Source organism: Flavobacterium rhizophilum (assembly GCF_046000485.1).
Classification (GTDB): Bacteria; Bacteroidota; Bacteroidia; order Flavobacteriales; family Flavobacteriaceae; genus Flavobacterium; species Flavobacterium rhizophilum.
The window spans coordinates 47023-59912 of the sequence record NZ_JBELQB010000014.1 but is presented as its reverse complement, the minus strand read 5'-3'; the positions used below and the strand labels follow the sequence as shown (position 1 = coordinate 59912).

Annotated in this window: 10 protein-coding genes; 3 read left to right on the top strand and 7 right to left on the bottom strand. The window is 36.8% G+C overall.

The features are described from left to right. Nucleotides 1-19 precede the first annotated feature (19 nt). Nucleotides 20-1207, bottom strand: coding sequence for an imelysin family protein (locus tag ABS768_RS15805; protein WP_408075919.1), 1188 nt, complete (start codon nt 1205-1207; stop codon nt 20-22). Nucleotides 1208-1394: 187 nt separating this feature from the next. Between ABS768_RS15805 and ABS768_RS15800 the strand changes: the two genes are divergently transcribed. The 3 genes from ABS768_RS15800 to ABS768_RS15790 are packed head-to-tail and all read left to right on the top strand — an operon-like array spanning nt 1395 to nt 6263. Further along, entirely contained in the window at nt 1395-2495 is a 1101-nt protein-coding gene (locus tag ABS768_RS15800) for an imelysin family protein (RefSeq protein WP_408075918.1), read from the top strand. Between the two features lie 2 nt (nt 2496-2497). Continuing rightward, the gene (locus tag ABS768_RS15795; protein WP_408075917.1) at nt 2498-3865 is read left to right on the top strand and encodes an HTTM domain-containing protein; all 1368 of its coding nucleotides are present in this window, start codon (nt 2498-2500) and stop codon (nt 3863-3865) included. Beyond that, a complete protein-coding gene (locus ABS768_RS15790) occupies nt 3840-6263 on the top strand; it encodes a TonB-dependent receptor domain-containing protein (protein WP_408075916.1) in 2424 nt (807 codons plus the stop codon). Before ABS768_RS15795 ends, ABS768_RS15790 begins: the two co-directional genes overlap by 26 nt. 82 nt (nt 6264-6345) lie before the next feature. On the opposite strand, the gene ABS768_RS15785 is transcribed toward ABS768_RS15790, so the two are convergent. The 6 genes from ABS768_RS15785 to ABS768_RS15760 all read right to left on the bottom strand — a co-directional run bounded on the left by ABS768_RS15785 (nt 6346) and on the right by ABS768_RS15760 (nt 12886). Continuing rightward, on the bottom strand, nt 6346-7527 hold the full coding sequence (locus ABS768_RS15785; RefSeq protein ID WP_408075915.1) for a glycosyltransferase: 1182 nt from the start codon (nt 7525-7527) through the stop codon (nt 6346-6348). 747 nt (nt 7528-8274) lie between these two features. Continuing rightward, nucleotides 8275-9402 carry a tetratricopeptide repeat protein gene (locus ABS768_RS15780; RefSeq protein WP_408075914.1) on the bottom strand — a complete coding sequence of 376 codons (1128 nt, stop codon included), beginning with the start codon at nt 9400-9402 and terminating at the stop codon, nt 8275-8277. A 41-nt stretch (nt 9403-9443) separates the two neighbouring features. After that, the gene (locus ABS768_RS15775; RefSeq protein ID WP_408075913.1) at nt 9444-11027 is read right to left on the bottom strand and encodes a helix-turn-helix domain-containing protein; all 1584 of its coding nucleotides are present in this window, start codon (nt 11025-11027) and stop codon (nt 9444-9446) included. A gap of 108 nt (nt 11028-11135) precedes the next feature. Continuing rightward, nucleotides 11136-11726, bottom strand: a complete 591-nt coding sequence (locus tag ABS768_RS15770; RefSeq protein ID WP_408075912.1) for a chemotaxis protein CheB — start codon at nt 11724-11726, stop codon at nt 11136-11138. Next, on the bottom strand, nt 11708-12517 hold the full coding sequence (locus ABS768_RS15765) for a CheR family methyltransferase (protein WP_408075911.1): 810 nt from the start codon (nt 12515-12517) through the stop codon (nt 11708-11710). The genes ABS768_RS15770 and ABS768_RS15765 overlap by 19 nt, the downstream gene beginning before the upstream one ends. A gap of 6 nt (nt 12518-12523) precedes the next feature. Further along, the gene (locus ABS768_RS15760) at nt 12524-12886 is read right to left on the bottom strand and encodes a response regulator (RefSeq protein WP_408075910.1); all 363 of its coding nucleotides are present in this window, start codon (nt 12884-12886) and stop codon (nt 12524-12526) included. Nucleotides 12887-12890: the final 4 nt, after the last annotated feature.

Sequence of the window (12890 nt, the reverse complement as noted above, 5' to 3'; positions counted from 1 at the left end):
GTGCAAAACTACTTAATAGTTACTCTATATCCAAGTTCAGCTTAGCTGCTCCTGCCAGTAAGTTAGCCCCTAATTCCTGTTGTAAATTAAGTACTGCAGCTTTTACTTTAGCTCCCTCTTCAGAAGTTGCTCCGCCAGAGATAGCATAATCAAATGGTATTGCAATTGCAGCAATACTAGCCTCTGTAGTAGCTATAGCTGCATTTGTATTTTGAGCTGTCTCAGCATCGGCCTGTGCAACAAGATCTTCAAGAGAAGCTCCTGATACAGCACCATACTCACCTCTATAAACATTAATCACACCTTTATAGTTTAGGTAAACATCACGGTGGGTGTTATCACTAAAGCAAGAGTGTTCATCTTCCTGATCCATGTTAGCAAGAGCTACATCCATACGCTCAACAGCAAGTTCGGCAGATGCAAGAGTAACGATACCTAAATACATATTTTGTAAAGCCTCATCTTCAGGTAAAGCAAGAAAAACACCTCTGTATTCTCCACCTTCTTTCCATTGATCAACAAGGTAAGAAAGGTGATCTGTAAGTAAATCGGCACATACTACAAGGTACTCACGCCTTCTGTCTTCATTGAGTGCTGTTCCGCCTTCATCAACAAAATCAGTGTATGCTCTCTGTCCCGGTAAATTTTCAGCAGGAGCAGTTAAATCCTGTCCCCATAGTAAAAACTCAATAGCATGGTAACCGGTACTGATGTTTTTCTCCCCACCATCTTCATTTAGGTTAATAAGGAGTTCCTTAGTGATTTCAGGAAAGTTTTCTGTATCGTTAATAATACCACCGTTTAAAACAGTACCGTTATTATCTACATAGTCAATATAGTTTTCATCAAGCGGCCATGCGTTTAGCAAACCTTCGGGTCCGTTCTCATCATCAATCGGTCCGTTAGCAAAACGAAATGCCTCAGTAGTTCCGTAACTTTCCCTTGCGTCTTTCCATTTGTTTTTAGCTTCGGTAAAATTAGCATCTGTAGGTTCCCCAACAAAAGTATTGATAGCTGTTTCAAGTGCTACTGCGTCATCATAAGCATCCTTATAATTTTGGTAAACAATATTAGCATAGTTCTCTATTACTGCTGATTTTGACACCTGATTCCCCGCAGGAGTACTTTGATCGTCATCACTGCTACAAGAAGCTAATACTAAGCCTGCTACTGCAACAATTGAAAACCCAAGAGTAAGTTTTTTCATTATTTGAATATTTGTCTGGTTAATGTTATTTAGATTTATTAAAAACAAGGCAAATGTAAAAACTTATATCATATCTCAAAAGAATTAATTTCAGTTTTTTGAACCAAAATGAAATTGCGGATAAATTATTTATAATAATTATAGATAAGTAGTTTCAGTTTTTTATTTTTGCAAAAATTTTTTAGAAATGAAAAAAGTACTTTCGCTATTTATTTTGGCAATAGTTGGATTAGGATGTTCATCTAATGATAATGAAGAAGTTAACAACACACCTAGTTTTGACCGTAGTGCCATACTTGTAAACTGGGCCGATAATATTATAATCCCTTCTTACGAGAATTATACTGCAAAAGTTACAACACTAAGTGAAAAGGCTGCAACATTTACACAAACTCCTGATGAAACAGGACTTGCAGAATTAAGAACTGCATGGTTTGATGCTTATGTCGCTTACCAATATGTAGCACTTTATGATTTTGGAAAAGCATCCCTGCTTTACCTTAAATTAAGCGCTAATACCTACCCTACTGATGTTGCCGGAATTGAGGCTAATATTGCTTCGGGGAGTTATAACCTTGGTACACAAATACAGTTTAGCCGTCAGGGGTTCCCTGCGATAGACTACCTGATATATGGTACCGGTACAGATAGCGAAATTATTGCTTCATACAGCAACCAGGCAACCGCCGATTACCTAAACGCTATAGTAAACCAATTAAAAACTATTGCTGAACAGGTTACTAACGACTGGAACGGAACCTACAGAGATACTTATGTAAACAACAACAGTACATCTGTAAGCAGCTCAATAAATATTACAACAAACAACTTTATCAAGAATTTTGAGAAAGATGTAAGAAGCGGTAAAGTAGGTATCCCTGCAGGTATTTTCTCTAACGGAGTTACTTATGCCGATAAAGTAGAGGCTTACTATAAAAATGATGTTTCAAAAACATTGCTTGCTGCCGGTATAAAAGCGCAACAGGATTTTTTTAACGGTAAGGCTTTTAACGGTACAACAACAGGTGCAAGCCTTAAAAGTGCTCTTAATGTTGTAGGCGCTGTTAGAAACGGAGAAAACCTTAGCGCTATAATCAACAATCAGTTTGGTACAATTAATACTGCTGTAAGTGAACTTAATGAAAGTTTCTCTGACCAGATTACTCAGGATAACAACAAAATGCTTACTGCTTATGATGCCATGCAACAAAATGTGGTTTACCTTAAACTGGACATGATGCAGGCTCTTAATATTACCATTGATTATGTAGATGGTGACGGTGATTAATAATGACATCACATATAAAATCATATCTAAACTCATATACTGATGCCGCAACACTGGCCTTTTACAGGCTGGTGTTTGGTTTTATGATGCTGTTAGGCCTCGTACGCTTTGCATCATACGGCTGGATAGATAAGTTTTATATACAGCCTTCCTTCCATTTTACCTATTACGGATTTAGCTGGGTTAAACCCATAGGTATTTATACTTATGGTATTTTTATACTGTGTGCTCTCGCTGCTCTTGGTATAGCACTTGGTTACAAATACAGACTCTCTGCAATTGTTTTCTTTCTAAGCTTCACCTATATAGAGCTTATGGATAAAACAACTTACCTTAACCACTACTATTTTATATCCATAGTAAGCTTTGTAATGATATTTTTACCGGCAGCTTCCTGCTTTTCGGTTGATGCTTATAAAAACCGTGAACGCGCTTTTTCGCAAATACCGCGATGGACAGTAGATGTTTTAAAGCTGTTACTTGCCATAGTATATTTTTATGCCGGACTTGCAAAACTTAATTCCGACTGGCTTTTACGGGCCATGCCATTAAAAATATGGTTATCAGGCCATGCCGAACTTCCTTTAGTTGGTCCCCTAATGCTTAAAAACTGGGTACATTATTTCTTTAGCTGGTTTGGTGCTATTTATGACCTGGGTATAGTATTCCTGCTGATAAACAAAAGATTCAGGCTTATAGGTTTTGCCTTTGTGGTTGCTTTCCATCTGTTTACGGCTCTTCTATTTCCTATAGGTATGTTTCCTTATGTGATGATTGTTTCTACACTGATATTCTTTGGCAGCGACTTTCATAAAAAATGCCTGGCAATACTAAGCAAAGCTTTAAGGCTTCCGTCAATAGCGATTGACAGTACAAAAAAATACATTCCGCGTTTCAGGCCGCTTTATAACTTCAGTATTGTATTCCTCTCCCTGTTACTATTGTTTCAGCTAACCTTTCCGTTTAGGTATTTATGCTACCCGGGTGAGCTTTTCTGGACCGAAGAAGGGTTTAGGTTTTCATGGAGAGTAATGCTTATGGAAAAAGCAGGTTACGCTCAGTTTATTGTTACCGACTCTAAAACCGGAAAAAGCATTTATGTAAATAACGAAGATTTCCTTACCCGCTTTCAGGAAAAACAAATGTCTTTCCAACCCGATTTTATACTGGAATACGCGCACTACCTGTACGACCATTATGAAAAAAAGGGAATGACAAACCCTGAAGTAAGGGTAAACTGCCATGTGGCACTTAACGGAAGGCTAAGCCGACCGTATATTGATCCAAAAATAAATTTAGCAGATAAAAATGAATCATTCAAGCACAAAGACTGGATATTACCTTTTGAAGAAACTATTTGGGGGCTATAGCCTGTTGTTGCTATTGCTGCCGGTATTTGCCCTGGCACAAAATACCATTACTGGAAAAGTAGTTTCTGATAGAGGAGATGCTATTCCCTATGTGGATATATTTAATAAAACTGCAAACAGTTCTTTGTCAACTAACGGGAAAGGTGTTTTTAAAATAAATGCTTCTACCCCTCAAACCCTTGTGTTTTATACTGATGGTTATGTGCTTATTGAGCAGACTTTATCTCCGTCACCAAGCGAAACTATTGTTACCCTACAAAAAGTAATTGACCTTGACGAACTGGTTATCCAGCAGGAAAAGTTTAATTCGCTTAATAAAATGAAGGATATAGATGGTACAGCTATTTATGCCGGAAGAAAAACAGAAGTTATAAGTGTTGACAAAATCACTGCTAATAAGGCGACTAACAATACACGCCAGATTTACGCACAAATTGCGGGGCTTACTATTAACGAAAATTCCGATGGCGGATTACAGCTTAGTATAGGAGGCCGAGGATTAAACCCTAACCGTACCTCAAACTTCAATACCCGCCAAAACGGATATGATATAAGCGCTGATGTTTTGGGGTATCCCGAAAGTTACTACACCCCTCCTACCGAGGCTTTAGCAGAAATTCAGGTAATACGCGGTGCTGCTGCATTACAGTACGGCACACAGTTTGGCGGGCTGGTAAACTTTAAGTTCAAAGCACCATCGGGTAAACCTATTGAAGGGGCTACAAGAACAAGTGTAGGATCTTACAACCTGCTTACCAACTTTACAAGCCTTAGTGGCACAACAGGTAAGTTTAGCTACTACACCTTTTTTAATTACAAACAGGGAGATGGTTTCAGGCCAAATTCCAACTTTAACAGCCGTAACTTTTTTGCCAACCTAAACTATCAGTTTACCGAAAAGACGTCAATTCACTTTGATTATACCCTTTTTGACTATCTGGCTAAACAACCGGGTGGATTGACTGATTATATGTTTAATCAGGATATGTTTCAGAGTAACAGGAACAGAAACTGGTTTGATGTAAACTGGAACCTGTTTGCGTTAAGATTGAATCATCAATTTACCGAAAAATCTCAATTCTCATTGCAACTTTTTGGATTGGATGCCAGTCGTAAGGCATTGGGTTACCGCTCTAACAGGGTATCAAACCCCGATACCGAAGGTACAGTGCGCGACCTGCTTAAAGGTGATTTTGTTAACTGGGGTGCCGAGGCTCGTTTTTTACAGCAATATGACATTAACGGAAATAGCAGTGCCTTACTTATAGGTGCAAAATACTACCAGGCAGAAAACACCTCTATGCAGGGACCGGGAAGTGCAAACAGTAATCCTGACTTTAATTTTGATTTTGATAATTTCCCTAATTATGCCAGTCAGAGTGATTACACCTACCCTAACCTAAACACAGCTTTCTTTGCCGAAAATATGTTCAGGCTATCGCAAAACTTTACCCTCACTCCGGGTATAAGGGTAGAAAACATCAGAACCAAGGCGAACGGATATTACAGAAGAATAAATACTGACCTTGCGGGAAATGTTATTCTTGACGAGACAGAATATGAAAACGTAACTAAAGACCGAACCTTTGTACTGTTTGGCCTGGCTGCCAGCTACAAACCTAATAACCGTATTGAGTTTTATGGTAACGTAGCACAAAACTACAGGTCGGTTACCTTTAATGATATACGTACCGTGGCACCAAGCCAGATAATTGATCCAAACATTACCGATGAAAAAGGATATACTTCAGATATTGGTATACGCGGTAAACTAGGAAACAAATTATCGTATGATGCAAGCGTTTTCGGTTTATTTTATGACGACAAAATTGGTGATTACCAAACCGAAAATCCTAATGGTGCAGCAGCGGTTGTACGTTACCGAAGTAATATAGGTACCGCATTAACCTATGGTTTTGAAACCTTGCTGGACTGGAATATTGCCGACACCTTTTTTGCAGAAAGCGATTTTAAATGGAATGTATTTACCAATACAGCTATTACAGGCTCTGAATACCTAAAATCAGACGCTCCCGGCATAGAAGGCAACGAAGTGGAGTTTGTACCTATGTTCAACATAAAAGCAGGCACGGGGGTAGGCTATAAAGGTTTTACATGTAGTGTTCAGTTTACACACCTGTCATCGCAGTTTACCGATGCCAATAATACTACCTCAACAGCAGATGATAATACTTATGGTATTTTTGGTAAGATACCATCATACTATGTTGCCGATATATCTGCTTCATACCAGTGGAAAATGCTGAAACTGGAAGCCGGTATAAATAACTTTACCAACAACTATTATTTTACCCGAAGGGCTACCGGATATCCGGGGCCGGGTATAATCCCGTCTGACCCAAGAATATTTTATACCACACTGGAAATAAAGTTCTAAAAATAGCAAACGCCCGGGCCAAAACCCGGGCGTTGCAAATCAAAACCAATAAAAAAACATTATGAAAAAGTTTAATTCCTCCTTATCTGTAATGTAGGGTTATTTGCCCTAACTGCCCTATCAGGCTAAATGAATTGAATATCGAAACTTTAGCATTACGGGCATAAATCCATCTGTCCAGTGGTTTTTCATACCACATTTGCTTCACGGTATAACCGCCGTATATTTTTTTAAGCCTCAGTAGTATCTCTACATCAAACAGGCTTTTGGTCAGAAACCTTTTACCAAAGGCTATCTCTACCACATCGCTCGACATTATTTTCACTCCGCATTGCGCATCCCTGAAATCAAGACCAAACATTTTACTCACGGTAAAATTTATTAACTTGTTTAAAAACTTTCTCGTAGGCTCTGTAGAAATATCGGCTCCCATCCTACTTATCCTGCAACCGCTAACCACTTTAAATTTTGAGTGTGTTATGGTTTTTACCAAATCACTGAAATCCTGAAAGTTTGTAGATAGATCGGCATCCATAAAGCCTATATAATCAAACTGCTTTTGTTTTTCAAGACTCATCATACCAAGACGTATTGCCTCTGCTCTTCCTACATTCTTTTTGCAGTTGTATATACTTATACGGCCCTTGTTTTCTTTTTGTATATCTCTAAGCACTTCAAGTGTACCATCGGTACTGCCATCATTTACAAAACACAGGTGATAACCAAGGTTTTTAAACACAAAACTCCTGAACTCATCACTTAACAACCAAGCTTCTTCATTATAGCACGGTATAACCACACCTACACAACTATTTTGTATATATCTGTTATTATTACCTGCTTTAAGCTCTGTTTGGCCTCCTATGAGCCTTTTTACCCTTATTCCAATCTCTTTAAGACTTAAAGGCTTTTTCATATACTCATTAGCTCCAAGTTCAAAACCTTTCTCTATAATATCATCGTCTGTATTACCGGTTAAAATCATTACCGGGGTATCGTGTCCCTTTACATATCTTATATATTTCAAAACCTCTAAACCCGATGATTTGTCATTTATTTCGGCTAATGTGTTTGCGGCAGAATGCTGATCTGCTGTAACCGACATATTAATATCAATAATCGCTAAATCAGGTTTATGGATGTCATAATACTGAACCGCGTCAAAAATATTATCGGCGCTTATGACCTCATATCCCAAATCGGTTAGTGTTTTTTGAAGAGACAGCAATACCAGTTGCTGATCATCCATTATTAATATTTTCATCTCGTGTGTTTTAGTGATTTTGATATATCAAAGTTACGTTAGTACTAAAAGCTTTAGCCTTAAATTTAGATAGCCTGTAATTTGATGTCGACGAACTGTTTATTTTTATCGATTTACTACACCTTTAAAAACATAAAAAAACCCCAATAACTGTTAAGTCAAAGGGGCTTCGCTTTAAAAAAAATAGACATTAGTAAAGCTAACATTAAACATTAATGATTTTGGTATTCTGTAAGGCTATCGGTATTATGGCGGGGGATTACAGCTACATAATTAACCATGTTGCCTAATCATATCGCAAAGATGTAGAATATCGAAAAACTCTAAGGGTGATTTTCGGTGAATGGCCTTTTTGTTTAGACGAAACAAAAAGTTCTTCTGATAATTTAATTGGAAATGCTATAAAAAAACAACCATCCCGGAGTGTTAAATACCTAAATCCTCCGAGATGGTCAAACTAGCTAAAAAAAGAATTAATATAAAAATATTACTCAACTAAACCCTTAGAATTGCTTAAGGCCATATTGTGTAAAGTAATTAGAGGATTAAAAATTGCCCCACATAATCCTTAATTATCTTTACAGCACCTATATAAGAATTCCTAAAAGAGTTGAAGCAAAACTATAGCTAATTATGACCATTGTAAAACTTAAAACTTTAAATATTATGGAATTTTCCCTGATTTTAAAAGAAAAAAAACAAACATAAAACACTAACAAACAACACATTAAAAGCTATAAAAACTAATTATCGCTCTTTGTGGAACTGCTCCTTTTTTTCGTTTATTTTTTTCTTTTTTTTGACAATTTTGTAAGCCATATAAGACATGATTGCAATAAAAACAAATATTGCACCCAGTAACATAAAGATGAATTTACTTTTTGTTTGCTTTTGTGATTTCTGTTTTTCTTCAGATAAATCGTTAACTACAGCATTTAAAGACTTCTTCTCTTCAGCAATTATCCTTTTTGTTTCTTCAAAATAAAGTTGATTATAATACTCATAATTTTGGGTATCCTTTATGGCTTTATAATTTTCAGATAGTTGTTTATAGACTTCCTTTTTTATGGAAAGATCATTCATTTTATCTAAATCAGAATCCACTTCCTTTAATAAACCAATCGCCTTATTATTTTCGTTTTTCTGTTTGTAAATCCTGGAAAGTCCCATTTTAGCATAAGCCAGGCTATGACCTGAATTTACTTCAAGTGAATACTTTACTGCTTGTTTAAAATTAAGTTCGGCAGCATCAAGGTCGTTCATTTCTATGTAGCAGTCTGCAATATTATTATAGGCTATGGCTACACTCACCATATTAATTTTTTCAGAAATATATTTTTTATACACATTTGCTGCCTCTTTAAAATAAGGCAATGCATACTCACATCCCAAACTTGAACGCTGTATTAGTCCCTTAACTATAAGTATGTTTCCGCCAAGATATTTTAAGGAATCAGGAATTGCTTCGGTTTTAAAAACCTCTTCGGCCTCATTAATATATAACAGTGCCTTATCATCAAGCCCGAGTCTTCTGTACTGCCCGCCAATAAACCCCGATACCTGAATCTTGTTTACCGGGCTACCTTTTTCATCTGCTATTTTTTTGGCTTTAAGTGCCGTTTCCATAACAGCATCGTGATTTTTTAAAACGGCATAGGCATTTGCCGATGTTAGCAAATAGCTAATTTGCATTGAAGGATCTGTGATGGTAGGGTAAATCTCATCAACCCGTCTTATTGCTTCCTTAGGGTTATTATACACCATAAGATTAAGCTCTGTTTTAAGACTGTCAAGATTTACCTGTGCTGTTGTATAACCAAATACAAACAACAGGTATATAATTAATTTAACTTTTGGCAAAGTGATTTTATTCATGGTCAATACTAAAATAAATCACGTACAAGGTACTTATTATTTTAAGCAGACTCTTTTTCTTTATCTATTTTCTTTTTAAGAAAGTTTATAAACTGTTTTGGTGTTAAATCAGTAACCGATTTAAACACTACAGTAAAGGCACTGTGTGACGAAAAACCGCAAATTTCTGCCAGGTAACTCACCTTATACGTTAAATATTTTTTATCAGACTGCATTAATGCTACTATATAATTAATACGTAAATCATTTATATAGGCATTGAAATTTTTACCTTTATTATTATTGATAATATCCGACAGGTATTTTGAGTTGGTTTTTACCTTTTTTGATAAAAGTTGTAACGACATATTAGGGTTGGTAAACTCATCTCCCCGTTCAAACTCCTTAAGCTTCTCCAATACTGCCTGTTCTGTCTTTTCAGATATTGCCAGTACCTTGCCCTCAACTTTATCCGCTACCTCATTAGCTACTAATACAGGGGCAGGAGAAGCTGTAATAACCTTAGCGGCTTCAACTCTTGATAATAGTTTTTCAAATTTATTATACTCGTCGTCCAGCTTTTTATTATACACAAAATAAGCTATAAACACAATGGCAAAAACCAGTAACATACCTACAAACATACTGGTATACCTGGACATATCTTTATTAATAACGATGTTTTGCTCTTTTTCAATTTCAGTTATCAGGGTATTTCTGGCTTCGCGCTCCTTCCATATAAGTGCTGTAGAGACTTCCTTATACTCTAAAGAGTTTTCACTATATAACTTTTTATCATCTGTTTTTAAATACAGTTCTGAAAGGTTTTGGTATACATCTGCCTTTACCCACGATTCAATTACATTACAGGCCTGTGCTGCCTCAAAAGCAGCCTGAGCCACATCATACTGACTGTTTTTAATGGCTATTTGCCCCATACCATTGTAGGCAGAAGCCGCTATTGACGAAAACTCAAACCCTATTCCCTTTAAAATATCAATGCATTTTTGATAATGAGTTGCTGCTGCTACATAATCAGTAGCCAAAAAGCTAGCATCGGCAAGTGCTTTTCTGATCTTTGCCTTTAAAACAGGGTGGTTTGCCTTACCGCTTTCCAATATTTTATTAGATGATGAGAGCACATTAATTGCTTCACTATACTGTTTGGACTTTATTAGCACTCCGGCTTTTTCATACAGAATTTTAGCTTCAACCACTGTTTTGGCATCTGCATCCTTTATCTCTTTTAGCTCTTCTTCTGCTTTTGTAATATAAGATGATGCCCTGTCTTCAATACCGAAAAAACGACACCTGGAAGAAATAGCTACATACACCAAACTTTTAAGAAAATGATTATCGCCGGAATCAGCTATAAAATTTGCCTTGAAAAGATATTCGATACTTTCGCTAAAATCATCTGTAAGGAATTTACTTTCAGAAAGCAGATAGTACGCTTTTATCTTATCATTATTGCTGTTAGCATTTTTAAGAAGGTATTCGGCTTCTTTGATGGTTTGTACAGGGTTGTTATAATATTCGTTTATATTTTCCGTAAAAATCTTTTCAGTATCAGTGACAATCTGAGCTATGGAATTTTCTGAAAAAAGTAACAGAAAAGTAAATGATATGATAAACCTGAAAAACATAAACATCGATTTCTGCTACAAAGATAATCTTTTGTAAAAATGTTAAAGTCGATTTTTTATGTCTTTAGAAAACTTTAATAAAGTAATTAATGTTATATCAGAAAGATATTATTTTGAAGTGTTTATATTCTTAACAAATTCAAGTATTTGTTTTACATCTAAAACAAAATCAGGATTCATATTCTCTATAGCATACCCCGGCATATAGGGTACTTCGGCACTATCAGGTTTTTGTACTACTGTTATACCTCCTGATTCTTTTATAGCCTGAAGCCCGGCAGTACCATCGGCATTTGCTCCCGACAGTAATACAGCTGCCAGTGAAGGCCCGTATATATCGGCAGCCGACTCAAAAGCCACATCAATACTGGGACGGCTGTAGTTTACCTTTTCGGATGTATCTAATGATATCGTTTCGTCTTTTTCAAAAAGCAGATGATAGTCAGACGGAGCTATGTATATATACCCCGGCTCTACCGGAACCTTGTCTTCCACTTCCATAATAGGTATAGTAGTTTTTATGGATATAAGGTTTTCCAGTAAATTATCCTCCCCGCTTTTGCGATGCAGTACTATTACAAGGGCAAAAGAATTGAGCCGTTTCAGTTTGGGGAGTACTTCTATAAGTACTTCAAGACTTCCGGCCGAACCACCTATAAGTAGTACCTTGCATCCTGAAATTATTTTACTTTCTTCCATATCTTCTCCCTGTTAAGTTGCTGAAATTTATCCTGAACGGTAGAAAACTTAATAGTTTCCTTAGTCCCCAGTGCCAAATAACCCAACCCCGACAAACTACTATCAAACAATCTTAGCACTCTATCCTGCAAATGTTTATCAAAATAAATAAGCACATTACGACACATTATTAAGTCAAACTCGTTAAATGATGCATCTGAAACCAGATTGTGTTGCGAAAACACCATTTTTTCGTTAAGCTCACAGCTAAATTTGGCCAATCCGTAATTTGCCGTATAATAGTCTGAAAAGTCCTCATTCCCTCCCGAAAGTCTGTAATTTTCTGCATACTGCTTAATCATTCTTAGCGGGAACAGGCCTCTTTTGGCTGTATCGAGAACAACCGAATTTATATCTGTTGCATACAGTAATGATTTATGCAGCAAATTAGCTTCCTTGAGTAATATAGCCATAGAGTATACCTCTTCTCCGGTTGAGCAGCCCGCATGCCATATCCTTATAAAAGGTTTGGTAGCCAGTACAGGCACGATTTCTTCACGCAGCAATTTATAAAACATCGGATCCCTGAACATCTCGGTAACATTAACCGTTATCTCCTCTACCAAATGCTTTACATACCCCTCTTCACTCCTTATTTTGGAAAGCACATCAGAAAAACGGGATATACCATCTATCTGGTACAACCTTTCCACACGCCTTTTTAAAGAAGCTTTAGAGTAGCCACTAAAGTCGTAACCATAATATTCAAACACCTCATTTATCAAAACTTCAAGTTCACGGTCACTAATCATACAGTTTTATATGGTATTTAATAAAAGTAATAATTTATCTACATCAATAGGTTTGGAAATATAGGCATCGGCACCCGCTTCAAGGCATTTTTCCCTATCGCCTGCCATGGCCTGAGCCGTAACCGAAACTACAGGTAACAGTTGCCTGTGTGGTATTTCCTTTATAAGCGGTATGGCTTCATAACCGTCCATATCGGGCATCATCATATCGATTAATACAACATCTACCCCTGTATCGCCCTTTAGCATCTCAATCGCCTCTTCGGCTCCGCTGCAGGACATACACTCAAACGACTTAGCCTTTAACGTTGCTGTTAATGCAAAAATGTTTCTGGCGTCGTCGTCTATTATTAAAACTTTTTTACCCATTAGT

Coding starts and splice junctions, on each gene's coding strand:
- ABS768_RS15765 (WP_408075911.1), bottom strand. CDS start 12,517: ATGATTAGTGACCGTGAACTTGAAGTTTTGATAAATGAGGTGTTTGAA.
- ABS768_RS15775 (WP_408075913.1), bottom strand. CDS start 11,027: ATGTTTTTCAGGTTTATCATATCATTTACTTTTCTGTTACTTTTTTCA.
- ABS768_RS15760 (WP_408075910.1), bottom strand. CDS start 12,886: ATGGGTAAAAAAGTTTTAATAATAGACGACGACGCCAGAAACATTTTT.
- ABS768_RS15800 (WP_408075918.1), top strand. CDS start 1,395: ATGAAAAAAGTACTTTCGCTATTTATTTTGGCAATAGTTGGATTAGGA.
- ABS768_RS15805 (WP_408075919.1), bottom strand. CDS start 1,207: ATGAAAAAACTTACTCTTGGGTTTTCAATTGTTGCAGTAGCAGGCTTA.
- ABS768_RS15795 (WP_408075917.1), top strand. CDS start 2,498: ATGACATCACATATAAAATCATATCTAAACTCATATACTGATGCCGCA.
- ABS768_RS15780 (WP_408075914.1), bottom strand. CDS start 9,402: ATGAATAAAATCACTTTGCCAAAAGTTAAATTAATTATATACCTGTTG.
- ABS768_RS15770 (WP_408075912.1), bottom strand. CDS start 11,726: ATGGAAGAAAGTAAAATAATTTCAGGATGCAAGGTACTACTTATAGGT.
- ABS768_RS15785 (WP_408075915.1), bottom strand. CDS start 7,527: ATGAAAATATTAATAATGGATGATCAGCAACTGGTATTGCTGTCTCTT.